The 26,907-nt window shown below is 71.6% G+C and carries 18 protein-coding genes; 9 read left to right on the top strand and 9 right to left on the bottom strand.

Annotation, left to right across the window (positions count from 1 at the left end):
- Nucleotides 1–346: 346 nt before the first annotated feature.
- Complete coding sequence (locus Cco03nite_RS28455) at nt 347–1,243, bottom strand: fumarylacetoacetate hydrolase family protein (RefSeq protein WP_203695524.1); 897 nt, start codon at nt 1,241–1,243, stop codon at nt 347–349.
- A 79-nt stretch (nt 1,244–1,322) separates the two neighbouring features.
- On the opposite strand from Cco03nite_RS28455, the gene Cco03nite_RS28450 reads away from it, so the two are divergent.
- Entirely contained in the window at nt 1,323–3,065 is a 1,743-nt protein-coding gene (locus Cco03nite_RS28450) for an IlvD/Edd family dehydratase (RefSeq protein ID WP_203695502.1), read from the top strand.
- A gap of 84 nt (nt 3,066–3,149) precedes the next feature.
- On the opposite strand, the gene Cco03nite_RS28445 is transcribed toward Cco03nite_RS28450, so the two are convergent.
- Nucleotides 3,150–7,331 (bottom strand): S8 family serine peptidase, encoded by a 4,182-nt coding sequence (locus Cco03nite_RS28445; RefSeq protein WP_203695500.1) that lies wholly within the window; start codon nt 7,329–7,331, stop codon nt 3,150–3,152.
- 92 nt (nt 7,332–7,423) lie between these two features.
- Between Cco03nite_RS28445 and Cco03nite_RS28440 the strand changes: the two genes are divergently transcribed.
- On the top strand, nt 7,424–8,371 hold the full coding sequence (locus Cco03nite_RS28440) for a helix-turn-helix domain-containing protein (RefSeq protein WP_203695498.1): 948 nt from the start codon (nt 7,424–7,426) through the stop codon (nt 8,369–8,371).
- Between the two features lie 77 nt (nt 8,372–8,448).
- Here the strand turns inward: Cco03nite_RS28440 and Cco03nite_RS28435 are convergent, their stop codons facing one another.
- Nucleotides 8,449–9,342 carry an NAD-dependent epimerase/dehydratase family protein gene (locus Cco03nite_RS28435; RefSeq protein ID WP_203695496.1) on the bottom strand — a complete coding sequence of 298 codons (894 nt, stop codon included), beginning with the start codon at nt 9,340–9,342 and terminating at the stop codon, nt 8,449–8,451.
- A gap of 199 nt (nt 9,343–9,541) precedes the next feature.
- Between Cco03nite_RS28435 and Cco03nite_RS28430 the strand changes: the two genes are divergently transcribed.
- Nucleotides 9,542–10,741: an MFS transporter gene (locus Cco03nite_RS28430; RefSeq protein WP_203695494.1), complete on the top strand. Its 1,200-nt coding sequence runs from the start codon at nt 9,542–9,544 to the stop codon at nt 10,739–10,741.
- Nucleotides 10,742–10,805: 64 nt separating this feature from the next.
- On the opposite strand, the gene Cco03nite_RS28425 is transcribed toward Cco03nite_RS28430, so the two are convergent.
- Nucleotides 10,806–11,978 (bottom strand): hypothetical protein, encoded by a 1,173-nt coding sequence (locus Cco03nite_RS28425; RefSeq protein ID WP_203695492.1) that lies wholly within the window; start codon nt 11,976–11,978, stop codon nt 10,806–10,808.
- Between the two features lie 340 nt (nt 11,979–12,318).
- Between Cco03nite_RS28425 and Cco03nite_RS28420 the strand changes: the two genes are divergently transcribed.
- Nucleotides 12,319–12,777 carry a hypothetical protein gene (locus Cco03nite_RS28420; RefSeq protein WP_203695491.1) on the top strand — a complete coding sequence of 153 codons (459 nt, stop codon included), beginning with the start codon at nt 12,319–12,321 and terminating at the stop codon, nt 12,775–12,777.
- 66 nt (nt 12,778–12,843) lie between these two features.
- On the opposite strand, the gene Cco03nite_RS28415 is transcribed toward Cco03nite_RS28420, so the two are convergent.
- The 3 genes from Cco03nite_RS28415 to Cco03nite_RS28405 form a co-directional block, all read right to left on the bottom strand.
- Nucleotides 12,844–14,097, bottom strand: coding sequence for an amidohydrolase/deacetylase family metallohydrolase (locus tag Cco03nite_RS28415; protein WP_203695489.1), 1,254 nt, complete (start codon nt 14,095–14,097; stop codon nt 12,844–12,846).
- Nucleotides 14,098–14,207: 110 nt separating this feature from the next.
- On the bottom strand, nt 14,208–15,110 hold the full coding sequence (locus tag Cco03nite_RS28410; protein ID WP_203695487.1) for an HAD family hydrolase: 903 nt from the start codon (nt 15,108–15,110) through the stop codon (nt 14,208–14,210).
- Nucleotides 15,110–16,969 (bottom strand): arylsulfatase, encoded by a 1,860-nt coding sequence (locus tag Cco03nite_RS28405; protein ID WP_203695485.1) that lies wholly within the window; start codon nt 16,967–16,969, stop codon nt 15,110–15,112. The genes Cco03nite_RS28410 and Cco03nite_RS28405 overlap by 1 nt, the downstream gene beginning before the upstream one ends.
- Nucleotides 16,970–17,080: 111 nt before the next feature.
- On the opposite strand from Cco03nite_RS28405, the gene Cco03nite_RS28400 reads away from it, so the two are divergent.
- From Cco03nite_RS28400 to Cco03nite_RS28380, 5 genes are all read left to right on the top strand, one after another.
- A complete protein-coding gene (locus Cco03nite_RS28400) occupies nt 17,081–17,788 on the top strand; it encodes a ZIP family metal transporter (RefSeq protein ID WP_203695483.1) in 708 nt (235 codons plus the stop codon).
- A 158-nt stretch (nt 17,789–17,946) separates the two neighbouring features.
- Nucleotides 17,947–18,717, top strand: a complete 771-nt coding sequence (locus tag Cco03nite_RS28395; protein WP_203695481.1) for an HdeD family acid-resistance protein — start codon at nt 17,947–17,949, stop codon at nt 18,715–18,717.
- 68 nt (nt 18,718–18,785) lie between these two features.
- Nucleotides 18,786–19,709, top strand: coding sequence for a formylglycine-generating enzyme family protein (locus Cco03nite_RS28390; RefSeq protein ID WP_203695528.1), 924 nt, complete (start codon nt 18,786–18,788; stop codon nt 19,707–19,709).
- 205 nt (nt 19,710–19,914) lie between these two features.
- Nucleotides 19,915–21,156, top strand: a complete 1,242-nt coding sequence (locus Cco03nite_RS28385) for a hypothetical protein (RefSeq protein WP_203695479.1) — start codon at nt 19,915–19,917, stop codon at nt 21,154–21,156.
- Nucleotides 21,157–21,260: 104 nt separating this feature from the next.
- Nucleotides 21,261–22,589, top strand: coding sequence for an ATP-dependent 6-phosphofructokinase (locus tag Cco03nite_RS28380; protein ID WP_203695477.1), 1,329 nt, complete (start codon nt 21,261–21,263; stop codon nt 22,587–22,589).
- A gap of 66 nt (nt 22,590–22,655) precedes the next feature.
- Here Cco03nite_RS28380 and Cco03nite_RS28375 read toward each other — a convergent pair whose 3' ends face one another.
- Nucleotides 22,656–24,008, bottom strand: coding sequence for a Fic family protein (locus Cco03nite_RS28375; protein WP_203695475.1), 1,353 nt, complete (start codon nt 24,006–24,008; stop codon nt 22,656–22,658).
- 134 nt (nt 24,009–24,142) lie between these two features.
- Entirely contained in the window at nt 24,143–26,731 is a 2,589-nt protein-coding gene (locus tag Cco03nite_RS28370; protein WP_203695473.1) for an MGH1-like glycoside hydrolase domain-containing protein, read from the bottom strand.
- Nucleotides 26,732–26,907: the final 176 nt, after the last annotated feature.

The raw sequence follows: 26,907 nt of genomic DNA, 5'->3' as shown, positions 1-26,907 counted from the left end.
AATGCGCACCTGGCTATCCTCCACCTAGACATGGGTTCGCCGACAAACCTGAGGCAGATGCCGGACAGTTCAGCTTGTGCGAGGTCGCCATTCATCCGGCGACCGACGCATCGATTGATGCCGCCCCACCGTGTAACGACACACGCCCGTTCGACGCTCGCGGCCGGTAGTGTCCACGGCGGCTCAAACGGACCGTTGCAGCATGCCAAAGTGCCCGTGTGGCGAACAATCGCCCGTACGGGCGCATAGAACAACCCGGTGTCCAGGGCGCCGGGTCAGCGGCGGCCCTGTGGCGTAAGCCTGTGTCCTGGCCACCGCGGGCCGAGACTGACCACCGGGTGCGCGGTCACGTCTGATCTTGCGCGGGACGACCGCGCAGTACCTGGTTGGTCAGGGACCCGATCGCGCCGATAGTGATGTGCACGGTGTCGCCGTCGCGCAGGCTGAACGGCGCGGGCGGCACCAGGCAGGTGCCGGTGGACAGCACCACGCCGTCGGGGTGCACGTCGCCGCGCATCAGATAGCCGGCCAGGTCGTCGAGACGCCGGTGCAGCTGCGAGGTGCTCGCCGCTCCCTGCCAGGCGACCTCGCCGGCCCGGATGATCTCCAGTGTGATGTCCAGGTCGTAGGGGTCGTCGACCGCCCAGACCGGCGTGATCCAGGGGCCGAGGGCGCACGCTCCGAAGTAGATCTTCGCTTGCGGCAGGTAGAGCGGGTTCTCGCCCTCGATCGTGCGCGACGACACGTCGTTGCAGATCGTGTACCCGACGATCTCGCCGAACCGGTTGACCACCAGCGCCAGCTCGGGCTCAGGCACGTCCACTTCGGAGTCGGCGCGTACCCCGATCTCCTGGCCGGGGCCGCGCACGCGCCACGCCGCCGATTTGAAGAACAGCTCGGGTCGGGCCGCGTCGTAGACGAGCTGGTACACGTCGGCGGCGCGTTCGCTCTCCTCGATCCGGGCCTCGCGGGAGACGCGGTAGGTGACGCCGCTGGCCCACACCTCGGTGGTGCCGTCGACGGGCGCGAGCAGCCGCACCTCGGCCGGCGGCAGCGCCGGGCCCGGCGCGGGCCGGGTCAGCAGCTCACGCAGCTCGGCCAGCGGCAGCCGCCACAGCTGCGCCAGCGAGGCGACGCCGGGCAGCTCGCTGACCTCGCCGTCGGCGTGCAGGCCGACGCGGACCTCCGGCGCACCGGCCACCTGGTACCTGACGATGTGCGCCGCGGGCTGTGGTGCCGACATGCCAGCAGACCCTAGTGTGCTGATACACGTATTCCCAGCGTTGCGCCGGAGCGATCACCGCGCACGACCGGAGGTGGACATGGACGCGCAGGCGCAGGCGACGCGGCGCAGCCGGCACTGGTTCGGGGCCGAGGGGCGGTCCGGCATGGTCTACCGGTCGTGGATGCGCAATCAGGGCCACGGACCGGAGGTCTTCGACGGCCGGCCCGTGATCGGCATCGCCTCCACCTGGTCCGAGCTCGCGCCCTGCAACGCCCACCTGGACCGGGTCGCCGAGTCGGTCAAGCGCGGCGTGTGGCAGGCCGGCGGCTTCCCGCTGGTCTTCCCGGTGATGGCGACCGGCGAGACGCTGATGCGCCCCACCGCGATGCTGTACCGCAACCTGGTCGCGATGGTCGGCGAGGAGCTGATCCGGGCCAACCCGCTCGACGGGGTGGTGCTGCTGTCCGGCTGCGACAAGACCACCCCGGGCCTGCTGATGGCCGCGGCCAGCGTGGACCTGCCCGCGATCATGGTCACCGGCGGGCCGATGCTGAACGGCAAGTACCAGGGCGGGGACGTCGGGTCGGGCACGCACGTCTGGAAGTTCGAGGCGGAGGTCAAGGCGGGCCGGATGACGGCCGACGAGTGCCACGTCGCCGAGGGCTGCATGGCCCGCTCGAACGGCCACTGCATGACGATGGGCACCGCTTCGACCATGGCCTGCCTGGCCGAAGCGCTCGGCATGCAGCTGCCCGGCTCGGCGAGCTGGCCCGCGGTCGACTCCCGCCGGTACGAGACGGCCCAGGCCGCCGGGCGGCGCATCGTCGCGATGGTCGACGAGGACCTGCGGCCCAGCGCCGTGCTGACCCGGGAGGCGTTCGAGAACGCGATCCGGGCCAACGCGGCGATCGGCGGCTCCACCAACGCGGTGCTGCACCTGCTCGCGCTCGCCGGGCGGGTCGGGGTCGAGCTGGGCCTCGACGACTTCGACCGGCTGATCCGGCAGGTGCCGACCCTGGTCGACCTGATGCCGTCGGGCCGCTTCCTGATGGAGGACTTCTGCTACGCGGGCGGGCTGCCGGTGGTGCTGCGGCGGCTGGCCGAGGCCGGTCTGCTGCACCGCGACGCGGTCACCGTCACCGGCCACGGGATCGGCGCGGAGGTCGCCGACGCGGGTTGCTGGAACGACGAGGTGATCCGGCCCTGGGACAAGCCGTTGCAGCCCGCGGGCAGCGGCACGGCCGTGCTGGCCGGCAACCTGTGCCCGCGCGGGGCGGTGCTGAAGCAGTCGGCGGCCTCGCCGCACCTGCTGGTGCACGAGGGCCGCGCCGTGGTGTTCGACTCCCCCGAGGACTACCACGCGGTCTGCGACGACGAGGACCTCGACGTGGCGGCCGACGACGTGATCGTGGTCCGGGGCGCGGGGCCGAAGGGATACCCGGGGATGCCCGAGGTGGCCAACGTGCCGATCCCGACCCGGCTGCTGCGCCAGGGCGTGACCGACATGGTACGGATCAGCGACGGCCGGATGAGCGGCACCGGCTTCGGCACCGTGGTCCTGCACGTGTCCCCGGAGGCGGCCGTCGGCGGTCCGCTCGCCCTGGTCCGCACCGGCGACCGGATCCGCCTCGACGTGCCCGCGCGCACCCTGGACCTGCTGGTGTCCGAGAACGAGCTGGCGGAGCGCGCCGCGGACTGGGCCGAGCCGGCGCGCTCGGCCGCCGACCGGTCCGGCTACCGCTGGCTCTACCGCGCCCACGTCCAGCAGGCCGACCTGGGGGCCGACTTCGACTTCCTCACCGGCTCCCGCGGCTCCGAAGTCCCCCGCGACTCCCACTGACCCGCCGCCTGCCGTCCTGGGGCCGGCAGTCAAGAAGGGCACCTTCTACATCGCGGAGCGATGTGAAGGTGCCCTTCCTTTCTCCTAGAGGGGGAGGCGGTGGATGCCGCCGCGGAGGGTGCCGGCGAACAGGTAGTTGCCGTCGGGGCTGACCGCGAGGGTGGTGACGTCCAGGTTCTGCAGGCCGGACGAGATGTTGTGCCAGGTGCGGCCGCCGTCGACGCTGCGGAGCACACCCCGGCCGCCCTTGGCCAGGCCGTACGCGGACCACGTGGTGGTGGCCGCGTAGAGGGTGTCGCCCTTGGCGGCGAAGTCGGACACCATCAGGTCCAGTGAACCGGTGTCGGCGGTGCGGAAGGTGCGGCCGCCGTCGGTGCTGGTCCGGATGCTCGGACCGCCGACCACGAGCCGCCTGCCGTCGGCGCGCAGCGCGGTGACCTGGCCGTCGGCGACCTTGGTCAGGGTGGTGCCGCCGTCGTCGGAGCGGTAGAGGCCGCTGTTCGTGCCCAGCCACAGCCGCTTGGCGTTCGCCGGGTCACCGGCCAGCGCGTTGACCCGCTCGTCCAGGTACAGGTTCTTCCAGGTGCGGCCGCCGTCGAGGGTGACGGTGAGGCCCTGGCCCATCATCCGCTCGAAGGCGGCGTACACCCGGTTCGGGTCGGCGGGGTGGATCATCAGCGCGGTCGGCTTCTCGGTGCCCGTGTGGATCTCGGACCAGGTCCGGCCGCCGTCGTCGCTGCGGCCGAACATGAACTGGTCGCCCCAGGCGGCCCGGCGGATCTTCCAGACCGTGTTCGCGTCGGCCGGGGACACGGCGACGAACTCCGCGCCCGCCCCGATCCAGCCCTCGCCGTCGGCCGCGCCCCAGTCCGGTCCCGCCGCGGGCGACGCCGTGCGGTAGAGGCCGTTCTCGGTGCCCGCGAGCAGGTCGCCGCCGACCACCGCGAGGTCGTGCACGGTGGTGCCCTGCACGCCGAGCCGGCGGTAGCCGTCGGGCCCGGTCGCGTAGAGGCCGGCCGAGGTGGCCGTGGTGGCCGTGCCGTCGGCCCAGCGGTCGTGGTCGGTGACGAGCGCGTCGTGCGCGGGCAGCGCCACGGTGTCCCAGGTGCGGCCGTGGTCGCGGCCGACCAGGCCCTCGCCGGACAGGGTGGCGACGTACAGGTCGCCGCCCGAGGTGCGCATCGTGTGCAGGCCGAACTCGCGGCTGTACAGCGTGGACCAGTTCTTGCCGCCGTCGTGCGAGCCGACCACGCCCTCGCCCCACACCACCGCGGCGACCACGCCGTCGTCGGCGGTCAGCGAGGCGATGTACCTGGTCGCGCTGTCGTACACCCGCACGGCCTCGCTCGGCGTGCCCGAGACGATCCCGGACAGCTTCCACACGCCGTCGAAGTCGGCGAGGTACAGGTCGTCGCCGCCGACGGCCGCGTACCGGATCTCGCCGGGCAGCCCGGACTGCAACGCCGTCCAGGTGTCGCCGCCGTCCACGCTGGTCCACAGCGCGCCGCTGACGACCGCCGCCAGCACGCGGGTCTGCGCGTCGGCGACCAGCACGTCGACCCAGCCCGCCGGGGTGGGCAGCGTCTGCCAGGTGCGGCCCCGGTCGGTGGTGCGCAGGATCTTCCCGCCGGTCTGCGGGTCGTTGACGGCGTACCACCAGCGTGCGGCGTTCTTCGCGTCGAGCACGGCGGTGCCGACGCCGGCGTTCCGGGCGACCGGGAGCCGGTTGAGCTGGCTCCAGCTCTTGCCGTGGTCGGTGGTGAGCCAGGGGCCCGCCTTGTAGTCGGTGCTCATGACGCCGACCGAGCCGTCGGCCGGGGTGAGGGCGAGCTGCCCGCCGGTGCCGTACGGGCCGACCGGCTCCCACTTGGTGCGCCGCACGTCCTCGGGCAGCACCTCGAAGCCGCTCGACCCGGTCAGGCGCTGCCCGGAGGCGGCCGTGGCGCGCACGCTCACCCGGTACGCGCCCGCCTGCTCACCGGTGAGGTCGGCGGTGTAGACGTCGTCGTACCGGTGGGTGGCCGTCACGGTGTACGACCCGCCGCGCGGCCGGTCGACGGTGACGACGGGCGCGGCGGCCAGCGGAGTCGGCGAGCCGATCCACACGGTGCTGTGGCCGTCGCTGGGGTCGGGCGTCGCCGCCACGATCAGCGGCCGCACCACCAGCAGGTACGGCACCCGGGCGACCCGGCCCGCGCCGCCGTCGGCGGTGATCACGCCGGACAGCTCGGTGTCCCCGGCGGGCCGCTTGGCCCGCAGCGTGATGGTGACCTTCGCGGTCCGTCCGGCCGGGACGGTCACCCGGTCCGGCTTGACCGTGACGGTCTTGCCGTCGGTGCGCAGGCGCACGGTCATCGCGCGGTCGCCCGTGTTGCGCAGGGTCACGGTCCGGCTGCCGCCCACGGTCGAGCCGCCCAGGTCGGCGAGTCCGAACGAGACGGACGCCGGGTCGGCGGTGAGCGTGGCGCGCGCCGCCGCGGCCACGTCGAGCCGGCCCGCCCCGTACGCGGTCGGCGGGCCGCCCACCGGCTTGGCCGTGCCCGTCAGCGTCGCCAGCACCTGCGCGGGCTCCTGGCCCGGGTGCAGCTGGCGCAGCAGCGCCGCCGCGCCCGCCACGTGCGGGGCGGCCATCGAGGTGCCGGACAGCAGGTACTGCCCCGGCCCGAACAGCGCGGTCGGCACCGTCGAGCGGATGCCGACACCCGGCGCGACCAGGTCGGGCTTGAGACCGAGGCGCGGCGACGGGCCGCGTGAGGAGAAGGCGGCGATCCGGTCGGTGACGTCCTCGCCCTTCAGCGTCACGTCGACCGGCCCGGCGGCCAGCCGCGCGGTCAGCTCCGCATGCTGGGTGCCGTCCATGCCGAGCACGATCAGGCGGTCCATCCGGTACAGGTCGCCGGAGGCCTGCGTACCCACCAGGTTCTTGGGCAGGCCCTTGACCGAGGTGGACGGCGCGACCGGCACCGAGCCGTCGGCGGCGGCCACCACCGGGCCGGAGTCCTCCTGGCCCGAGATGACCGCGAGCGCGCCGCGGCGCTCGAGCTCCTTGGCCAGGTCCACCTCCCACTGCGACAGGTAGTCGAGCACGGGCGCGGCGAAACCGGTGATGCGCACGATCTTGCCGTGCAGGTCGCCGGCCGCGGCCAGCTCCTCGGGGCTGCCGTAGCCCGCGTCGACCAGCCGGGCGGTGACCGGCTTGGCGGCCGGGTTCGCCGACAGGACCCCGCGGTACGTCTGCAGCCGCACCCCGCCGACGTACGCGGTGGGCAGCACCATGTTGCTGGTGGACGCGCCCACGGCGATGACGCCGTCGGCGACGGCCGGGGTGCCGACCGTGTCGGGGCCCGGCCCGCTGTTGCCGGCCGCGGCGACCACGACGACACCGGCCCGGGTGGCCGCGGTCGCGGCCAGGCCCAGCGGGTCGAGGCCGTCGCCGTAGCCGCCGAGGCTCATGTTGATGACGTCGGCGCGGTGCGGGTTCGCCGGGTCGGCGGCCGCCTCGATGCTCGCGACGATGTCGGAGGTGTAGCCCTCGCCCCACTCGTTCATCGCCTTGTACGCCAGCAGGTCCGCCTCCGGCGCGACGCCGGTGATGCCGCCCGGCGTGGCGGCCCGGCCCGCGATGATGCCCGCGACGTGGGTGCCGTGACCGTTGTCGTCCATCGGATCGGCGTCGCCGTTGACGAAGTCGTACCCGCCGACGACCTTGAAGCCCTCGCCCAGCCCGCCGCCGAGGTCGGGGTGGCTGTAGTCGACGCCGCTGTCGATGACGGCGACGGTCACACCCTTGCCCTTGACCTGCGTGCCGGCGGCGTCCTTGCGCTGCCAGACCTCGGTCGCGCCGACCAGCGGCACGCTCACGTCGGTGTACGCGCGCACCGGCTGGTCCGGCACGACCGCGAGCACGCCGGGCAGCGCGGACAGCCGCGCCACCTCGTCCGCCGGGACGGTGGCGGCGACCGCGTTGACCAGCAGGCCGAGCGGGCGCTCGCGGGTCAGCCGCAGCCCTTTGCCGCGCGCGCCGTCGAGGAAGGCGCGCTGGCGGTCCTGCACCGCCTTGCGCGCGCTGGTGACCTGCGCCGCGCCCGCGGCGTCACGCAGCGCACCGGCCGGGGCCGACGCCACCGCCGCGTCTCCGGCCAGCAGCACGATGACGCGCCGCTGCGGTGCTGGGGTGGCCGCGTCGGCCGGGGACCATGCCGAGAGCGTCCCGGCTACGACCACGGCCGACAGCCCGGCCGCGAAGAAACGAGGGGGGAGTTTCATAGCTAAGCGGTCTACTGGCCCCCGGCCGATCGGCGCAATGATCTCCGCTGGCCCGTTGCTGCCGGTGGCACCTTTGGGCCAAGATCTGGGCCATGCCCTCCGACCTCACCCCCGCCGGTGTCGACCCCTTCGACGAGGCCGTCTACCGCGCCATCCTCGTCCGCAGAACCGCCGCCCCGGCCGAGCTCGCCGAGGAGCTCGGCTGCTCCGTCGAGCGGGCGGCCCGCGCCCTGGACCGGCTGCGCGAGCACGGGCTCGTCGGGCGGCTGGCCGGCGCGCGCCGCCGGTATGCCGCGATCGAGCCGCAGGCCGGGGTGTCCGCGCTGGTGCGGGCCCGTTCCGCGGAGCTGGACCAGGTGCAGGCCGCCGCCGCGCAGCTGTCGCTGCTGTTCGCCGCGGCGCACTCCGGCGCCGGTGAGGAGATCGAGATCGTGACCGGCAGCGAGGCGCTGGGCCGGTGGTTCGTGCAGATCCAGCAGGAGGCCCGCGAGGAGGTCAGCACGCTGGACCGGCCGCCGTACGCGCTGACCACGTCGAACCCGATCGAGCAGACCGGCATCGCGCGGGGCGTGACGTACCGGGCGGTGTACGCGCCCGAGGCCCTGGAGTGGCCCGGTGTCTTCGACGACATCCGCGAGCTGATCAGCCACGGCGAGCAGGCCCGGGTGCTGCCCGGCCTGCGCATCAAGCTGGCCATCGCGGACCGCCGCATCGCGCTGATGCCGCTGTCGCTGGACCTGTCCGACGTGCGGGCCGCCGTGATCCGGCCGTCCACGCTGCTCGACGGGCTGATCGACTACTGGGAGCTGTGCTGGCGCGCGGCCGTGCCGCTGGACGCACCCGCCGACGACCCGGTCTCCGAAGAGGACCGCGCCTTGCTGATGCTGCTGGTCAGCGGCCTGAAGGACGAGGCCGTCGCCCGTCAGCTGGACTGGTCGGTCCGCACCATGCGCCGCCGCATGAGCCGCCTCTACGAACTCCTCGGCGCCGCCAACCGCTTCCAGGCCGGCGCGATCGCCGCCCGCCGCGGCTGGATCTGACCGCCCCGCTGCAGTTTCGGGGAAACCGGCCCTTCACCCGGCCGGGTTACTGCAGTTTCCCCGAAACTGCCGGAAGCTCACGGGCGCGGGTTGTTCCGGACGAAGTCGGCGATGTACGCGTCCAGGGCCACCTTGGGCTCCCAGCCCAGGTCGCGGACCTTCGTGTTGTCGGCGCGGCCGTGGGTGCGCTCGCCACGCTTGGCCGGGATCATCACGTACTCGGTGCCGAACATCTTCGCGACCTCGGTCAGCTCCCACTCGCGGCCGTTGCCGAGCAGGTAGCCGTCGCCCTTGCCGCCCTCGGCGGAGACCAGGATGCCGGAGATGATGTCCGAGATGTGGGTGAAGTCGCGGGTCTGGGTGCCCGGGGACACCACGGTCAGCGGCTCACCGGCCAGGTACTGGCGCTCGAAGATGCCGAGCACGGTCGCGTAGGTGCCGGCGCTGATCTGGCCCGGCCCGTAGGCGTTGTAGAAGTACGTGATCACGTAGTCGAGGCCGTACCACTCGCCGTAGTTCTTGATCAGCTCGACATTCTTGGCCTTGGTCCAGGCGTACGGGTTGAGGTGCTCGTCCTTGCCCTCGTTGCCGAACTTCGAGCTGGACGCCGAGTAGACCAGACGCGCGCCGTGCTGGGCGGCGAAGCGGATGACCTCCTTGGTGCCGTGGGTGTTGTACTCCCAGGTGCGGTCGAACTCGTCGAACGACTGCACGATCCGGGCGTACTCCCCCAGGTGGAACACCATCTTCGGGGACTCGAAACCGTGCTCGGCCCAGATCTTGAAGATGTCCACCGTCGAGCCGTCGAGGTACGTCACCCGCTCGTCGACGATCTCGTTGTCGTGGCGGCCGGTGAAGTAGTTGTCGACGGACACGATCCGCGCGGTCGGACGGGTGTCCAGCAGTGCCCGGATGAGATGTGTTCCCACGAAGCCGGCACCACCGGTGACCAGCAGCGTCTCGTTCGACATGATTCTCGGCTCCCGCAGTTCTCGACCGGCACTAGTCAGCTCCCGGCCGGCCACGAGCGGGCCCGCCGCTCGAACCCAGGGCCTGGCCAGGGCACTGCGCAGCATACAGGCTCGCCCGCCGGGGCGACCGGGCTGCGGGCGGCGCGAGGGGCGCATACATTCATGATGTTCGCACCCGCCCCCCTCGGAGACGGACCCCATGACCTCGTCACTGCCTGACCGCGTCCCGCTGTACCGGGCCCGGATCGCCGTCTGCCTGCTCTTCGGGCTGTACGGCGTGATCCTCGGCACCTGGACCGCCCGCATCCCGGCGATCAAGGAGGGCCTGCGGCTCAGCGACGGTGCGCTCAGCCTGGGCCTGCTGGCGTTCGCCGCGGGAGCGATCATCGGCATGCAGGCGGCGGGGCGGCTCGTCGACCGGTACGGCACCGGCCGGCTGCTGCTGCCCGTGGTGCTCGCCGACGGCGCGCTGCTGGTCTCCCCCGCGTTCGCGCCTAACCTGGCGGTCCTGGCCGGCTGCCTGCTGGCCTTCGGCACCGCGCACGGGCTGCTCAACATCACCATGAACACGGCCGCCGTCGAGGTGCAGCGGGCCTGGCAGGCCCCGATCATGTCCTCGTTCCATGCCGTGTACAGCATCGGGGGCTTCCTCGGGGCGGCGGTGGGCGGGCTGTGCGCGTATGCGGGGCTCGGCGCGACGGCCACGTTCCTGCTCGTCGCCGCGGTGGTCGCGGTGACCGGCCTGGTGGCCGCCCGCTGGCGGCTCGCCCCGCAGGCCGTCCCGGCGGCGGAGACCGGGCCGGGCGGGGGCGGGCTGCCGGGCGTGACGTTCCTCGGGGTGCTGGTGTTCTGCTGCCTGGTCGGCGAGGGCGCGGCGGCCGACTGGAGCAGCGTCTACCTGCGCGACAGCCTGGGCAGCACGGCGGGCTTCGCGGCAGCGGCATACGCCGCGTTCTCGATCATGATGATGGCCGGCCGCCTCGTCGGCGACCGCCTCACCGCCCGCCTGGGCGCGGTACGCCTGGTCCGCTACAGCGGCGTGCTGGCCGCCGCGGGCCTCGGCACCGCCCTGCTGATCGGCCACCCCGTCGCCGGGGTCGCCGGCTTCGGCATGCTCGGCGCGGGCCTGGCCTGCATCGCCCCGCAGGTCTTCTCCGCCGCCGGCACCCAGGACCCGGCCCGCGCCGGCCAGGCCATCGCCCGCGTCGCCAGCCTCGGCTTCCTCGGCTTCGTCATCGGCCCCCTGGTCATCGGCGCCCTCGCCGAGGTGGTCGACCTGCCCGCGGCGCTCGCGGTGCCCGCCGTGCTGGCCCTGTTCGTCGCCGCAGCCGCCCCCGCCCTCCGCCCGAAGGAAGGGCACCTTCCCATCGCCATACGTAGCGGAAGGGCACCTTCTTAACGCTCAGGCCCTGCGGGCCTGCGGGTTTGCTGCGGCCTCGCGGGGGGGTGCTTGCGCGGGCGGGTCATCTGCGGAGGGTGGAGGACTTGACGGTGGGGTTGCGAGCGCCGAGGAAGAAGATGCCGGGGAAGCCCTGGGTCTCGAAGCCGTCGCTCGGGTTGCGCTGGAGGGTGGACGATTCGATGGTCATCGTGCCGGTGCGGTCGTTGCTGACGAAGAAGACCGCGCCCCCGCCCTCCTCGGCGTGGTTGTCGGTGACGATCGAGCCGGCGATGCGTACCGTGAACAGGTTGCCGTCGGTGTAGATCGCCCCGCCGCTGCCACCGCCGGGTTTGCCCGCGCGGGCCGGGTTCGCCCCGCTGCCGATGGCGCTGTTGTGGGTGAGCACGCTGTTGAGCACCACCCACGAGACGCCGATGCTGCTCAGCGCGCCGCCGTTGGAGCAGCGCCCGCCCAGGCCCTTGCCGCCGCCGAAGGTGCTGTTCACGATGTACACCGGCAGGCCCTTGGACTGGCTGAGCACCCGGATCGCCGCCCCACCGAGGTCCGGGCCGGTGCTGTCGCAGCGGTTGCGGATGAAGCGCGAGTTGACGACCTTCAACCGCCCGCCGCGTACGAAGATCGCGCCGCCGCCCCCGCCCTCCGCCGTCTCGCCGGTCGAGTTGCCGTCGGCGAAGGTCAGGTTCTGCACCGTGAGCTGCGGATGGTCCTGGTCCTGGCAGTGCGAGGTGGTCCAGCCCTGGGCCTTGTCACAGGTGTTCATGTAGAGGATGCGCCGCTTGCCGCCGCCGCTGAGGGTGATCTTCCCGCCGCCGTCGAGCACGATCTTCGGCCCGTTCGCGTTCCTGACCTTGGCCGTCGCCGCCATGGTGATGGTCAGCGGATCCGGCCCGCAGTCGAACGTGATGATCCCGCCCGCCGCGACCGCCGCGACGACCGCCTTCGAGGTGCAGCTCGCCGGGGTGCCGTCACCGATCTTCCGAGTGGGCCGCGAGGTGTCCACGGCCTTCGCCTCGGCCGGCACGGCCGCCCGGCCCTTCGGGTTGCCCACCACCACCTGGGCGGGCGCGGGCGACGGGGGCGCCGCGCTCGGGGCCGACGACGACGGCGCGGCACCGGCCCCGGCCGCCACCCACTCGCCCTGCGGCTGCTCCGGGGCAGCCTCCGACCCGCACCCCGCCGGCAGCAGCGCGATCAACGCACCGGCGACGACCGCAACACAGGAACGCCAACGCACCGCAGGAGCCTAAGCCCTCACCCCGCATCCGGCACCCCGTGCCGGGCCGCCCGGACCCGACCACCCCGCACCTCCGCCAGCCGCCACGTCCCGCCCGCTCGCAAGATCGTTCGACTTGCCTGGCAGGTGGCCGTATCTTGACCCGCGTTTCGACCATTTGCCCGGCAAGCCGAGCGATCTTGGATGCACTGTTCGGGCAAAAAGGCATATACGGTACGCATCAGCGGCGGTCCTGTTGCCGGGTTCGCGGAGTTCGCCCAGGCCCCAGGCGCGCGGGCGGACAATGGTCGTCTTGGGTCGGCTCTCCCAGCCGGGCCCGCGGCCCCGATTGGAGGACGTCATGCGACGCCTCTCACGTGCAGCCTGCATCCTCTCCACCACCGTCCTGGCCGCGCTCGGATTCAGCGCGGTGCCCGCCGCGGCGGAACCCACGCCGCAGGTCTGCACCAAGACCGCCAAGACCGTCGAGGACGGCCTCAGCCAGTTCGCGCGGGAGCTGACCAAGGTCACTCAGGCCGCCGACTCCGGCGACATGGCCGCCGCCGACCAGTCCGTCAAGGCCGCCGGCGGCGAGCTGGTCGACCTCGCCGCCAACCTGCGCACCGACGCGTCCACGGCGGACGCCGCCGACGTCAAGAGCACGCTGGGCCAGCTCGCCGACGAGTTCGAGGCCCAGGGCAAGAGCCTGACCGACATGAACTCGCTGCAGAAGCTCGACGTCACCAAGATCGACGCCCTCTCCGACCAGATGATCGCCATCTGCGGCGCCGCCTCCGGCACCCCGGCCACGCCCCGCTGACCAGATCCGGCCTGCTCCCACTCCGAACGCGGGTCGCGTGCCGCTGATCAGCCTCGGGTGGGCCGGTCAGGCGCGGGGGAACTGCTCGGCCAGGCCGCCGGGGGGCACCAGGGGCACGGTGAGCAGGGCGCGGACCGCACGGTCGCGGTCGGCGAGCGCGGCGCGCTGGGCGGCGGTGAGCGGGACCCACGGCGGCGGCGGCGCGGGCAGGCTCGGCGGGAGCAGCCGCCCGGCCACGTACGTCGCCTCGTTGCGCAGCCGCATCGGCGCACTCCGGACCTGGCCGTGCGCGTCGGCGAGCGGGAAGCCGCCCCGCTCCACGGCGAACACGGCGAGGTCCGCCGGCGCGCCGACGGCGAGCGTGCCGGTGCCCGCGGGCAGGCCGAGGGCACGGGCAGGCGCGCAGGTCGCCGCCGCGACGACCTGCCCGAGCGGCAGGCCCACCGCGAGCAGCTTGGCCATGGTGGTCGGCAGGTCGAAGGCCGGCCCGTGCAGCGAGCGCGCATGCAGGTCGGTGGAGACGACGTGCGGCGGCATACCGGCGGCGAGCTGGGCTTCGAGCACGTCGTACGCGAAGCCGCCGGAGCCGTGGCCGATGTCGAACAGCACGCCCGCGTCGTACGCGCGGCGCAGCGCCGGGTCCAGGCCGCCCCGGCCCAGGGCTATGCCGCTGGCGCAGTGCGTGACGATGTCGCCCGCCCCGAGCAGTGGCAGCAGTTCGGCGACCGTGGGCGGCGCGACTCCCACGTGCACCATGACGGGCACCTCGCAGGCCCGCGCGACGGTGATCGCCCGGCGCAGCGGCTCCAGCCCGTTCGCCCCGACGGTGTTGGCGTCGATGCGGGCCTTGACGCCGTACACCACGTCGCGGTTGGCCGTGATCGTGGTGATCGCGAGGTCGGTGTCGCAGGCGGCGAGGTCGCGGGATTCGCCGGTGAGCCCGGTCAGACCGACCGCGGAGATGTTGAGCAGCACGGGCACCCGGACCCGGTGGCCGCGGATCGCGGCGCGCAGCGCGTCGATGCCGTACGCCCCGGCGGAGCCCGCGTCGACCCAGGTGGTGACGCCGGAGCACCAGGCGGCCGGGCCCGGGTCGATGCCCCAGTAGGTCGCGCCGGGGAACACGTGCGTATGCAGGTCGACCAGCCCCGGCGTGACCAGGCGGCCGGTCACGTCGACGACCTCGCGGGCGGCCGCGCGGGGCAGGTCCGCGCCGACCGCGGCGATCCGGCCCCCGGCGACCGCCACGTCGGCCGCCCCGTCCCGGCCGCCGTCCGGATCGATCACCCGGCCGCCGACGAGCAGCAGGTCGTAGGGCATGCCGACGCTCCTCCGGTTGGCAAAGCACCTTGCCCGACGCATAGCGATGTGCCGCGCTGACGCGAGCCGACGATGCCCTTACTTTGTTCTGGGGGAGTTTAGTGGGCGGGTCAGGCCGGGAAGACGGTCGACCAGTCGTCGCGCATGGACACCACCGTCCAGCCCAGACGGTGGGCCGTGGCGGTGATCGGTTCGGTGTCGGTGAGGGTCACCGCGGCGGAGGCGTACGCGTACTCGCGCTCGGCGTCGTCGTGGTCGATGAGCACGGCGAGGCTGGGCGTGCCGGCGGCGCGGGCGTACTCGAGCATCTCCCGGTCGCCCGCGGAGTTGCCCGCCGCGAAGATCGGGCGGCGGCCGAGCTGGGTCTGGATGTGCTCGACCTTCGCCCAGCCCTCGTTGACCTCGGCCTGCGCCTGCGCGGTGCGCACCAGCGCCGGCCCGTCGCCGTGCTGCTCGTGGTGGTACTCGACCAGCGTGCCGACCACGTCGTCGGGGCGCACGCCGTACAGCTCGCGGCTGACCGCGCGGACGAACTCGGTGCCGCCGCCGGTGACGATGAAGACGTCGAAGCCGCTGCCGTGCAGCGCCTCCAGCAGCTCCAGCATCGGCTGGTAGACCATCCTCGGGTACGGCGCGCCCCGCCCCGGGTGCTTCTCCTGGGCCATGAAGTCGCGCACCCGGCCCGTGAACTCGTCCGGCGTCCAGCCCGCGCACAGCTCCAGCAGGGCCAGCGCGACCCGCTGCAGCCCCAGCTCGCCCAGCGTGGCCCGGTCGCCGTCGAGCAGCGCGCGGTACTCGGCGCGCTCGCCGAGGCCGGGGTCGTGCTCGACGGCGGCGTGCAGGGTGCGCACGAGGAAGTCGTACTGGACGTAGTTCGGTTTCTCGCACCACAGCGTGCCGTCGTTGTCGAGCACGGCGACCCGCTGGTCGGCGGGCAGCGCCAGCGACTCGTCGAGGAACGACGTGATCGCGTCGCGGGCGGGGCCCGGCCGCCAGGACGGGAGAAACGACATCAGTGGCTCCCTATGCCTTCCATCATCTTCTCCATGACCTGGTCGATGGTGAAACTCGCCGCCTCCTGCCGCGGTGGGAACTCCCGGAAGGTGGCCAGGAAGTCGGCGGCCAGCTTCTGCGCGGCCCCCAGCAGGTACGCCCGGTCGAGCAGCCAGTCGTAGTAGCTGTTGGAGGTGACGTCGGCGCGCTCGAACGGGTCCGTGCGCAGGTTGTAGATCTTCGGCACCCGCAGCACCGTGAACGGCTCGGCCCATACCCGCAGCGTGCCGGGGGCCCGCTGCTCCATGAAGACCAGCTTCCAGTTGTCGAACCGGATCGCGGTCAGGTCGCCGTCGTCGGAGAAGTAGAAGAAGCCCTCGCGCGGGCTGTGCGGCTCGCCGTCGGTGAGGAACGGCAGCAGGTTGAAGCCGTCCAGATGCACCTTGAACGTCCGGCCCGCGGCCTCGTGCCCGGCCTTCAGCTCCTCGACGACGTCCGGGTCGCCCGCGGCGGCCAGCAGCGTCGGCAGCAGGTCCAGGTGGCTGACGATCTCGTTGGAGACCCAGCCGTCGGGGATCCTGCCGGGCCAGCGCAGCATCGCCGGCACCCGGTAGGCGCCCTCCCAGTTGGAGTTCTTCTCGTTGCGGAACGGCGTCATGCCCGCGTCGGGCCACGTGTTCATGTGCGGGCCGTTGTCCGTGCTGTACATGACGATGGTGTCGTCGGCGATGCCGAGCTGGTCGAGCAGGTCGAGCAGCTCGCCGACGATCCGGTCGTGGTCGACCATCACGTCGTGGTAGTCGGACTGCCACGGTCCGGCCCAGCCCTTGATCTCCGGTCGCGGATGCGTCTTGAAGTGCATGTGCGTGGTGTTGAACCAGACGAAGAACGGCGTGTCCGCGGCGGCCTGCCGCTGGATGAAGTCGGACGCGTGCTCGAAAACCTCGTCGTCGATGAGCTCCATGCGCTTGCGGGTCAGCGGGCCGGTGTCCTCGATCTTCTGGCCGCCGCCGGGCAGCGCCCAGCAGTGCAGCACCCCGCGCGGGCCGAAGTTGCGCCGGAAGTCCGGAAAACGCCGCGGGTCCGGGTAGTCCTCGTGCTCGGGCTCCTCCTCGGCGTTGAGGTGGTAGAGGTTGCCGAAGAACTCGTCGAAGCCGTGCGCCGTCGGCAGGAACTCGTCCTTGTCGCCCAGGTGGTTCTTGCCGAAGTGGCCGGTGGCGTACCCGTGCGGTTTGAGCAGCTCGGCGACGGTCGGGTCGGCTGCCTGCAGGCCGAGGTCCGCGCCGGGCATGCCGACCTTCGACAGGCCGGTGCGGAACACGGCCTGGCCGGTCAGGAACGCGGCCCGCCCCGCGGTGCAGCTCTGCTCGCCGTAGTAGTCGGTGAAGCGCACGCCCTCCGCGGCGATCCGGTCGATGTTGGGGGTGCGGTAGCCCATCAGCCCGTCGCTGTAGCAGCTCAGGTTGGTGATGCCGATGTCGTCGCCCCAGATCACCAGGATGTTGGGTTTGCGGCCCGCGCCCGCGCCGCCCGCCGCGGCTCGGGGCGCGGACTTGCGGGCAGGGCCCCGGTCGGCCGCGGTTCGCGCGGCGGCCCGGGTGGGTGGGGCTTTCTTCGCGGGTACGGGCGCGGCGGCCTTCTTGCCCGGCCTCGCCCTGCGCGGCGTCGGGCTGCCCACGGGCGGGGCGGCGGCCGTCTTGCGCGTCCGCTTGGCGGGAGCGGCCTTCGCGGTGCCGGCGACCGGCGACGTCGCCTTCGCCGGGGCGGCCTTGCGGGCGGCCTTCGCCACGGTGGTCCCGGAGACGCCGGCGGCGGCGCCGCTCTTCTTCGCGGCCTTCTTCGCGGGGGTCTTCTTCGCCGTCGGCTGCGTACGCGGCATGTCGCCTCCCAGAGACACGGATACCGCGGTCCAGTATTCCGGAGATGCGAACCATATTTCCGTTATCACCGTATTGCGTTGATACCGTCGGGTGCAGACGATGGAGGTCCGATGGGCGTGCTGGCCGCGGCCGGGTGGGCCGCACTCGCAGCGTTCTCCCTGGTCATCGGGGCGTGGTTGGCGTACCGGCCGACCCCGGTGCCCCCGTCGCGGGTCGGCATGGTGATGGGCTTCGGCTCCGGCGCGATGCTCGCGGCGATCGCCTACGAGCTGGTGCCCACCGGATTCCACCAGGACGTGCTGCTGTTCTCCGCGTTCGGCCTGGGCGCGGTCGTCTTCTTCACAGCCGACGCGGTCGTCGCGGGCCGCCGCAGCATGGGCGCGGCCTCTGCCGAGCGCTCCCTGGTGATCGGCGCGCTGCTGGACGGCGTGCCGGAGTCGCTGGTGCTGGGCGTCGGCGTGGCCATGGGCGGCGAGGTCGCGGTGGCCTTCCTGGTGGCGGTGTTCGTGTCCAACCTGCCCGAGGCACTCGGCGCGACGGCGGCCATGCGCGCCCACGGACACACCAAGGCCCAGGCCTACCGGGTCTGGTGGACCATCGTGGCGGCGTCGGCGCTCGCCGCGTCGCTCGGCTACCTGGCCTACCGGGTGGTGCCCCGGGCCGACGGCGGTTACGTCGAGGCGTTCGCGGCCGGGGCGGTGCTGACCATGCTGGCCGACTCGATGATCCCGGAGGCCTACCGGCAGGGCGGCAAGGCGACCGGCCTGCTCGCGGTGCTCGGCTTCGCGGTGGCCGGCGCGCTGTCGGCCCTGGATTAGCCGAATGTTCGTGACAGATTGCCGAATCGCCGCATATCACCATGAGCCGGTGCATAGTCTGCAACCGGATGGCTCTTACTTCCGGCGGCACGCATAAGCGAGCGAGGAGAAGGCATGAGCGAGCCTCGCGAGCGAATCAACAGCAGTGAGGAGAAGGCATGAGCACCGCATCGCCCAGCAGCCCCAGCACCGGTAAGCCGGGCCAGGCCGCCGCGGCCGGCGCGCACGCGGCGAAGGAGGCCGAGGGCGTGGCCACCGGCACCGCTCGGGCCGCCACCGGGGCCAAGCCCGGCCCTGTGCCACCGGGCACGACGTCGACCGGCGACGTCTTCAGCGGCGCGACCCCGCTGCCCGCGTCCCGCGTGCCGTGGTGGCTGTTCCTCATCACCGGCGTCTGCTGGATCATCGTCAGCTGGTTCGTGCTGGCGTTCAACCAGTCGCCGGTACGCAGCATCGGTGTCGTCGCCACGCTGGCCGGCATCGTCGTGCTGGTCGCCGGCGTCTTCGAGCTGTTCCAGGCGTTCACCGCGCCCGGCTGGCGCTGGCTGCACGCCATCCTCGGCGTGCTGTTCCTGATCACCGGCTTCATCTGCTGGATCAACCCCGGCGGCACGGTGTTCTGGCTCGCCGCGTTCATCGGCTGGTATCTGCTGTTCAAGGGGGCAGCCGACATCGTGCTGGCCTTCCTCACCAAGAAGGAGCACGACGGCTGGTGGCTCGGCCTGGTCGTCGGCATCATCGAGATCCTGCTCGGCTTCTGGGCCGCGGGGCGGTTCACCCGCTCGTTCTTCCTGCTCATCGTGTTCGTCGGCGCGATCTGCCTGGCCCGCGGCATCACCGACTTCATCATGGCGTTCCGGATGCGCGACCTGAAGCACAAGGCCGAGCAGGGGCTGGTGGGCCCCGGCGGCACGGTGCTGCCCGCGTGAGCGGACCATTGACCCTGACCCGGCCCGGCCGGGACGGTGAGGCGCCAGGCCCGCCGCCCCGGCCGGGCATGGTGTGGCTGCCGGGCGGCACGTTCCGGATGGGCTCCGACGCGCACTACCCGGAGGAGGCCCCCGCGCACCGGTCCCGGGTCGGCGGCTTCTGGATCGACCGGCACCAGGTCACCAACCGCCGGTTCGCCGAGTTCGTACGGCAGACCGGCCACGTCACCGTCGCCGAGACCGCCCCCGACCCGGCCGACTACCCGGGGGCCGACCCGTCGCTGCTGGTCCCCGCCTCGGTCGTGTTCGTCAAACCGCGCCACCGGGTGGACCTGCGCGACGTGCGGCACTGGTGGCAACTGCTGCCCGGCGCGCACTGGCGGCGGCCGTACGGCCCCGGTTCGGACCTGCGCGGCCTCGACGACCACCCGGTCGTGCACGTGGCCTGGGCCGACGTCGCCGCGTACGCGGCCTGGGCGGGCGGCGACCTGCCGACCGAGGCCGAGTGGGAGTACGCCGCGTCCGGCGGCGCGAGCGACCCGGCCGAGTACGCCTGGGGCGACGAGCTGACCCCGGGCGGCGAGCACCTGGCCAACGTGTGGCAGGGCGAGTTCCCGGTGCTCAACCTGGCCGCTGACGGCTACGAGAGGACCTCGCCCGTCGGCTCGTTCCCGCCGAACGCATTCGGGCTGTCCGACATGATCGGCAACGTGTGGGAGTGGACCTCCGACTGGTACGGCCCGCACGAGCCCGCCGGGCAGCAGGCCTGCTGCGCCCCGGCCCGCCCGCGCGGCGACGCCGAACGGGCCAGCTGCGACCCGGCCACGCCCGAGGTCCGCATCCCGCGCCGGGTGAGCAAGGGCGGCTCGTTCCTCTGCGCCCCGAACTACTGCCGCCGCTACCGCCCCGCCGCCCGCATGCCCCAGGCCGTCGACACCTCGACCTGCCATCTCGGCTTCCGCCTGGTGATCCGCCCCGACGCGCGACCCTGACCGGCCGCATCGCGCAACGCGCCGTCCCGCCGGGCACGCCGCGCCCGGCACGGCAGCCATGATCGTTCGATTTGCCTGGCACCTGTCGGTATGCGGCCTCAAGATACGCACAGGTGCCAGGCAAGTCCGACGACCTTGGTGACGGTCGCCGCCGGGTGGGGACCCGGGCTGCGGGCGGGGACGGGTTCCGGGGAGGATTCTGTCCATGTCCTCAGCGCCCGCCGCCGTCCTCACCCGCGAGGCCCCGGCGACCGCTCCCCAGGACGCGCCGCGATGGCGAAGCAGAGGCCGGGCGCTGCTGCCGCCGGTGCTGGCATACCTGGTCGGGCATCTGCTGTACACGGTGGCCGGGGCGCTGGTGGCCGAGCCGTTCCTGCCGATCACCGGCCGGGTCCGCGCCGACTCGGGGCTCTACGTCAAGATCGCCGAGCAGGGGTACGAGCTGTTCCTGTGCGACAGCGATCCGATCCTCGCTCCGCAGTTCGCGCCCGGCGCGTGGTGCGGCACCGCGGGCTGGTTCCCGCTCTACCCCGGCCTCATCCGGCTGCTGACGTCCATCGGGCTCGGCTCGTACGAAGCCGCCCTGCTCGTCACCGAGGCCAGCCTGCTGCTGTCGTTCGTGCTGCTGTGGCGGCTGCTGCGGAACACGGCGCGACCCGTCGCCGCGGCGGTGCTGGCGCTGGCGACGCTGCTGCCGGCGGGCGTCTACCTGCACGCCGTCTTCCCGATGGCGCTGGCCGGGGCGCTGCTGCTGGGCTGCGTCACGTTCACGGCGGCCCGCCGGTGGGTCCTGGCGGGAGTCGCGGGCGCGCTGGTCGCCGCGGCGTACCCGATGGGGGTCGCGGTCGCCGCGATCGGCTTCGGCGCGGTGGCGACCCTGCTCGGCCGCGGTGAGCTGCGCCCGTGGGCGGCGCTGCGGGCCGGGCTGGCCGTGGTGGGCCTGCCGCTGGCCGGGCTGGGCGCGGTGTTCGGCCTGCACCACCTGACGCTCGGACACTGGAACGCGTACCTGCTGATCCAGGAGCACTACGGCAACGGCGTGCACAACCCGCTGCACTCGCTGGCCAAGCTGGCGATCGAGCCGTCCGTGATCGTCATCGCCGAGCCGCGGCAGGACCTGCTCTGGGTGCTGCACACGTTCACCGACGCCGAGCTGTGGTGGGCGCTGGCGCTGGCGCTGCTGGCCGTCGCCGCCGCGGTGATCGCGTCGGGCCGCGGGCGGCTGCGGCCGTTCGACGCCGGGCTCGCGCTGTACGCGGTGGCCATGTTCGTCGGCCCGCTGATCGCCGGACCCGGGGTGTCGCAGTACCGGTCGCACACGCTGCTGCTGCCCGCGCTGCTGGTGCTGCGGCACCTGCCCGCGCGCCTGCTGTGGCCCTACGCCGCCGTGGCGGGTGTGATCGCGCTGCCGATGGGCATGCTCTTCTCGACCTGGCTGCTTTTCTGAGCGATGATCCACCTGCCGGTACGCGGCGGCGCAGCCGCGCACCTGGCGAAACATTGTCACGACGGGCTGCCCGCCCCGCTGCGGCAGCCGCTTGGAGGACGGCGATGGCTCCCGAGTCCGTTGACCTGACCGTGCGCACGCTCGGCGACTGCCGCATCGAATCACCGCTGGCACCGCTGCTGGCCTCGTCCGAGAGCACCGAGCACTACGTCGACGAGAACGACCGGGTGCTGTTCGACGACACCGTGCGCATGGTCGCCGCACGCAAGGCGAAGCTGGACGCGCTGCCGAGCTTCGAGCCCGGCGGACCCCGCCGCAAGATCTTCTTCCAGCCGTCGAAGACCCGCGTCGGCATCGTCACCTGCGGCGGCCTCTGCCCCGGGCTCAACGACGTCATCCGGGGCCTGGTCCTGGAGCTGACCTCGCACTACGGCGTCACGAAGATCTACGGCTTCCAGAACGGCTACCAGGGCTTCATCGCCAAGTACGGCCACCCGCCGATCGACCTCGACGCCGAGGCGGTCAGCGGCGTCAACGAGTACGGCGGCACCATCCTCGGCACGTCCCGGGGCAGCCAGGACCCGTACGAGATCGTCGACTGCCTGGAGTCGATGAGCATCAACGTGCTGTTCGTCATCGGCGGCGACGGCTCCATGCGCGGCGCGCTGACCATCGCCGACGTGGTCAAGGAGCGCGGCCTGAAGATCGCGGTGATCGGCGTGCCGAAGACCATCGACAACGACATCCCGTACATCGACCAGAGCTTCGGCTTCCAGACCGCCTTCTCCAAGGCCACCGAGTCGCTGCGCAGCGCCCACGTCGAGGCCCGCGCGGTGCCCAACGGGGTCGGCCTGGTGCAGGTCATGGGCCGCCACTCCGGCTTCATCGCCTGCTACGCGGCGCTGGCCAACAACGACGCCGACTACGTGCTCATCCCCGAGGTGCCGTTCCAGCTCGACGGCGACGACGGTTTCCTCGCCCACCTGCGCCGCCGCGTCGCGCAACGCGGGCACGCGGTGGTCGTCGCCGCGGAGGGCGCGGGCCAGGAGTACCTGGAGTCCGACGAGCCCGGCCAGGTCGACAAGTCCGGCAACCGCAAACTCAAGGACATCGGCCTCTACCTGCGCCGGCGCATCGCCGACGACTTCGCCGCGCACGGCATGGAGACCAGCCTCAAGTACATCGACCCGAGCTACGCCATCCGCAGCGTGCCCGCCAACCCGTACGACAGCGTCTACTGCATCCGCCTCGCCCACGCCGCCGTGCACGCCGCCATGGCCGGCCGCACCGCGATGGTCGTCGGCCGCTGGCGCGGCCGCTTCGTCCACGTCCCGATAGAACTCGCCATCAGCAAACGCAACCAGGTGGACCCTGCAGGCGATCTTTGGATGTCGGTCCTGGAAACCACCGGCCAGCCACGGACCTTCGGCTGACCAACGAATCCAGTCAGCCGGAGCAGCACCCTGGGGCAGTACGGGCGGTCGCGGGTCGCCCCAGGGTCAGCCGATCCTCGCACCTCCGTCACGAAGTCTCTCGGCGAGGTCAGCAACCGGACGATAGATGAACTTTTTTCCGGAGCGCTGCCTCACCAACAGGCTGGCCTCTTCGAGTTCGACCAGATCTTTGCGAGCAGTCTCCATCGCAATGCGATGTGCCCTCATGTGCGACTGCACCGAGTACGGGAAGGTAGAATTCCTGAGCGCATTCCTGATGACAGCGATCTGACGAGCGTTGAAGTTCTCCTCTTCGCGGGCCAGCAAGTTTCTGACCTCGCTCATCTCTTCGGCCTTGCGCGCAAGATAGGAATTCAGCTGGTCGATGCATCGATGAAGGATGCTCAGATGGTAGATGAAGAAGTAGGTGAGATCACCCTCGTCGGTCTCGGTATAAAGGAAAGACCTTCCATACTGAACCTTTGCCGCGTTCAGCAAACTGGAAACACTGATGAACTCGGTCAGCCAGTAACCCTTATTGAGCATCGACCAGTAAAAGAGGATGCGTGCGGTACGGCCGTTACCGTCCTCAAACGGATGTATGTAACCGACCATGAAGTGAATCGCCAATGCACGCAACACACCGGGCAGGTAGTACTTCGACGACTCCTCGTTTGCGAAGGCGCACAGCTGGGCCATGCGCGATTCGATCTCCTCGGCCGGAGGCGGCTCGTGCAGCAGCTGGCCCTGATCATCGAAGACCCCAACGCGTTCCTCGCTCACCAACTGGAACCGACCCGCGCAATCGGGGTTGTCCAGCGTACCTTCCGTCACTAGCCGATGCAGCTCACAGATCACTTCAACCGTCAGCGGCTCGTCCCGCAATTGACTAACGCGTTCCATCGCGTAGTAGTTGTTCAGGATCATGCGTTCGCTGCGATCGCGCGGCTGTCGCCCTGACTGGATCATTTCCTTGGCGACACGCTTGCTAGTGGAAGCACCTTCTAGCTGGCTGGACGTGATCGCCTCTTCCATCAACGATCCGACCAGATACTGCTCACGTGTCGCCGGATTGGTGACCTGTTCGTTAACTGCGATCCGACCCCGAAGATAGGATGCGCCGAAGTCCAGCTCCCGGAGCACTTCGTCAGGCAGGTTATAGCGGAACTTGCCACCGTCGAGGTCCTTGAGCGGGAGATCACGCATACCAGACGCACGGGACAATTTAGTCAGGAACCACCACTCTTCGATGGTTTCCACCTTGTCAGGCGGTTGGCGGTGCCGCAACTCGTCCCAGTGTCGGTACGGCTGGCTCTCGCGTAGCTCGGGAAACACGGACATCAGGCGCGGCAGAGCACCTGAGTTCGCAATGCGTTCTACAACTTCAGGCCAAGGCGGCGGTGCCATGGGACGGCGCATCAAGATTCCTCACGTCTCGTTGCTCCCACACCGGCATTGTCGTGGTAGTTGAAACTACCAGTTTGCTCCCACCAACTCCCAATCGTGGGAGTTGGTGGGAGCAAACTGGTAGTTAGTAAGGCCGTAACGTCTGTTCAGCGACTTGGCCGGTTGCGGGTCAGGATCAGGTCGAGGACGAGGGCCGTCCAGCCGGTCTGGTGGGTGGCGCCAAGGCCTGTGCCGTTGTCGCCGTGGAAGAACTCCGGGAACGTCAGGTGGGCCGTCCAGTCCGGGTGGTCACCGAGCATCGGGTGTTTCGGCAGGTAGGGGCGGTTGCCGTCCTTGTCGGGCAGCCACAGGGCGATGAGCCGGTCGGACAGGTCGTCGGCGATCTGGTCCAGGGTCAGCTTCTGGCCGGACCGGGTCGGGTACTCCACCAGCAGGTCGTCGTGGAAGAACCGGGCGTAGTGCCGGATGCCCTCGATGAGCAGGTAGTTCGTCGGGAACCAGATCGGCCCGCGCCAGTTGGAGTTGCCGCCGAACAACCCGTTCGTCGACTCGGCCGGCTCGTACCCCACCGTGTAGTCGTGCCCGCCGAGCCGGATCGTGTACGGCTTCTCCAGGTGCGCCCGGGACAAGGTGCGCAGCCCGTAGTCGGACAGGAACTCCTCGGTGTCGAGCATCCGGCTCAGCAGCCGGCGCAGCTGCTCCGGCCCGACCACCGCGAGCAGCCGTTGCTGCTGACCCCCGTCGGAGATCCGCCGCGCCCCGACGACCTCGGTGAACTCGGGCCGGTTGGTCAGGAACCAGCGCAGCCGCGCGGCGATCTCCGGCAGCCGGACCAGGGTCACCGAGCTGAGCGTCGTCGTCGCGCACAGCGGCAGCAGGCCGACGACCGAGCGCACCTTCAGCGGCACCTCCCGGCCGTCGGTGCGCCGCAGCAGGTCGTAGAAGAACCCGTCCTCGTCGTCCCACAGGCCCTGGTGCGAGGCGGCGTTGGCGATGTACGCGAAGTGCTCCAGGAACTTGGTGGCGATGTCGGTCCACACCCGGTCGTGGGTGGCCAGGACCAGCGAGATCTCCAGCAGGTTGAGGGCGTACATCGCCATCCAGGCGGTGCCGTCGGACTGCTCCAGCACGCCGGGCACGGGCAGCGAGGCCGACCGGTCGAACGGGCCGACGTTGTCCAGGCCCAGGAAGCCGCCCTCGAACAGGTTGTTGCCGCCGGTGTCCTTGCGGTTGACCCACCAGGTGAAGTTGAGCAGCAGCTTGTGCATGACCCGGGCGAGGAATGCGTAGTCGCGCCCGCCGTCGATCTCGAAGACGCGCAGCGCCGCCCAGGCGTGCACGGGCGGGTTGACGTCGCCGAACGCCCACTCGTACGCCGGGATCTGCCCGTTGGGGTGCAGGTACCAGTCGCGCAGCAGGAGCAGGATCTGCTCCTTGGCGAAGTGAGGGTCGACGCGGGCCAGCGCGACGCAGTGGAAGGCCAGGTCCCAGGCGGCGTACCAGGGGTACTCCCACGGGTCGGGCATCGAGATGACGTCGAAGCTGGTCATGTGCCGCCAGGCGCTGTTGCGCCCGAACCGGCGGCCCTCCGGCGGGGCGGGCGAGGCCGGGTCGCCGTCGAGCCAGCGCGCGACGTCGTAGTGGTAGAACTGCTTGCCCCACATCAGCCCGGCGACGGCCTCGCGCACCACCTGCGCCTGCGCGGGCGGGGTGCCCGGTGGGACCAGCCAGCCGAAGTACTGGTCGGCCTCGGCCTTGCGCGCGGCCATGACCTGGTCGAACTCCGCGCCCAGCGAGGGCGCCGGGCGGGCCTTGCCGCCCGGCGCGGCGAGCTGCGTCAACCGGAGTCTGAGCTGCGCCGTCTCGCCCGGCGGCACGGTCAGCACGTAGTGCAGCGCGGCCTTGGTGCCGGTGCGCCGCGGGTTGACCGTCGGCAGGCCGTGCACGACGTGGTCGGCGATGCCGTCCTTCGGGTAGTCGGGCGTCTCCTCGTATCCCCACAGCCGCGCCGCGTTGGTCTCGTTGTCGCAGGCCAGCGGCTCGGGAGCGCCGTCGCCCTGGAGCACCAGCCGGCCGAGGATGCGGTGCTGGGCGCGCAGCTCGCCGCCGCCGGCGACGTGCTCCGCGACGATCTCCGGTTTGTCGTCGCGGCCCGGCAGGCCCCACGACCAGGTGTTGCGGAACCAGAGGGTGGGCAGCACGTGCAGGGTCGCCGGGTCCGGGCCCCGGTTGGTCACCGAGACGAGCATGCACAGGTCGGTCGGGGTCGCCTTGGCGTAGTCGACGGTCACCACCCAGTACCGGTCGTCGGCGAAGACGCCGGTGTCGGCCAGCTCGTACTCCGGCTCGGAGCGGTCCAGCTGCCGGTTGACCGCGACCAGCTCCGAGTACGGGAACTCGCGCTGCGGGTAGTGGTAGCGCCACGACATCCACGAGTGCGTCGGCGTGGAGTCGGTGTACCACCAGTACTCCTTGGCGTCCTCGCCGTGGTTGCCCTCGTTGCCGGTCAGCCCGAAGATGCGCTCCTTGAGGATCGGGTCGGCCCCGTTCCACAGGCCGAGGCTGAAGCAGAACGTCTGCCGCTCGTCGCAGATGCCGGCCAGCCCGTCCTCGTTCCACCGGAACGCGCGCGAGCGGGCGTGGTCGTGCGGGAAGTACTCCCAGGCCGTGCCGTGCTCGCTGTAGTCCTCGCGCACGGTGCCCCAGGCCCGCTCGGAGAGGTAGGGCCCCCACATCCGCCAAGGCTCGGCCCCGGCATCCGCATCGGCCAACCGTCTACGTTCGGCATCCGTCACGCGAGTTCCTCGCTTCGCTCGTCACCCGCGGTGAATCCGTGCCATCCGGTTCGCTCGCTGCGCTCGCTCACACTTCCCCGCTCTGCTCGCCCACCCCGTGATTGTCTCCTGCCTCT

Origin of the sequence: Catellatospora coxensis (assembly GCF_016862635.1) — a bacterium.
Lineage (GTDB): Bacteria > Actinomycetota > Actinomycetes > Mycobacteriales > Micromonosporaceae > Catellatospora > Catellatospora coxensis.
The sequence above is the reverse complement of the archived record's forward strand: the minus strand, read 5'-3'. Positions and strand labels throughout refer to the sequence as shown.

What these genes read in the sequence shown, in the direction of transcription:
- Cco03nite_RS28455 (WP_203695524.1), bottom strand. Translation starts at nt 1,243, where the DNA reads ATGTCGGCACCACAGCCCGCGGCGCACATCGTCAGGTACCAGGTGGCC.
- Cco03nite_RS28450 (WP_203695502.1), top strand. Translation starts at nt 1,323, where the DNA reads ATGGACGCGCAGGCGCAGGCGACGCGGCGCAGCCGGCACTGGTTCGGG.
- Cco03nite_RS28445 (WP_203695500.1), bottom strand. Translation starts at nt 7,331, where the DNA reads ATGAAACTCCCCCCTCGTTTCTTCGCGGCCGGGCTGTCGGCCGTGGTC.
- Cco03nite_RS28440 (WP_203695498.1), top strand. Translation starts at nt 7,424, where the DNA reads ATGCCCTCCGACCTCACCCCCGCCGGTGTCGACCCCTTCGACGAGGCC.
- Cco03nite_RS28435 (WP_203695496.1), bottom strand. Translation starts at nt 9,342, where the DNA reads ATGTCGAACGAGACGCTGCTGGTCACCGGTGGTGCCGGCTTCGTGGGA.
- Cco03nite_RS28430 (WP_203695494.1), top strand. Translation starts at nt 9,542, where the DNA reads ATGACCTCGTCACTGCCTGACCGCGTCCCGCTGTACCGGGCCCGGATC.
- Cco03nite_RS28420 (WP_203695491.1), top strand. Translation starts at nt 12,319, where the DNA reads ATGCGACGCCTCTCACGTGCAGCCTGCATCCTCTCCACCACCGTCCTG.
- Cco03nite_RS28415 (WP_203695489.1), bottom strand. Translation starts at nt 14,097, where the DNA reads ATGCCCTACGACCTGCTGCTCGTCGGCGGCCGGGTGATCGATCCGGAC.
- Cco03nite_RS28410 (WP_203695487.1), bottom strand. Translation starts at nt 15,110, where the DNA reads ATGTCGTTTCTCCCGTCCTGGCGGCCGGGCCCCGCCCGCGACGCGATC.
- Cco03nite_RS28405 (WP_203695485.1), bottom strand. Translation starts at nt 16,969, where the DNA reads ATGCCGCGTACGCAGCCGACGGCGAAGAAGACCCCCGCGAAGAAGGCC.
- Cco03nite_RS28400 (WP_203695483.1), top strand. Translation starts at nt 17,081, where the DNA reads ATGGGCGTGCTGGCCGCGGCCGGGTGGGCCGCACTCGCAGCGTTCTCC.
- Cco03nite_RS28395 (WP_203695481.1), top strand. Translation starts at nt 17,947, where the DNA reads ATGAGCACCGCATCGCCCAGCAGCCCCAGCACCGGTAAGCCGGGCCAG.
- Cco03nite_RS28390 (WP_203695528.1), top strand. Translation starts at nt 18,786, where the DNA reads ATGGTGTGGCTGCCGGGCGGCACGTTCCGGATGGGCTCCGACGCGCAC.
- Cco03nite_RS28385 (WP_203695479.1), top strand. Translation starts at nt 19,915, where the DNA reads ATGTCCTCAGCGCCCGCCGCCGTCCTCACCCGCGAGGCCCCGGCGACC.
- Cco03nite_RS28380 (WP_203695477.1), top strand. Translation starts at nt 21,261, where the DNA reads ATGGCTCCCGAGTCCGTTGACCTGACCGTGCGCACGCTCGGCGACTGC.
- Cco03nite_RS28375 (WP_203695475.1), bottom strand. Translation starts at nt 24,008, where the DNA reads ATGCGCCGTCCCATGGCACCGCCGCCTTGGCCTGAAGTTGTAGAACGC.
- Cco03nite_RS28370 (WP_203695473.1), bottom strand. Translation starts at nt 26,731, where the DNA reads ATGTGGGGGCCCTACCTCTCCGAGCGGGCCTGGGGCACCGTGCGCGAG.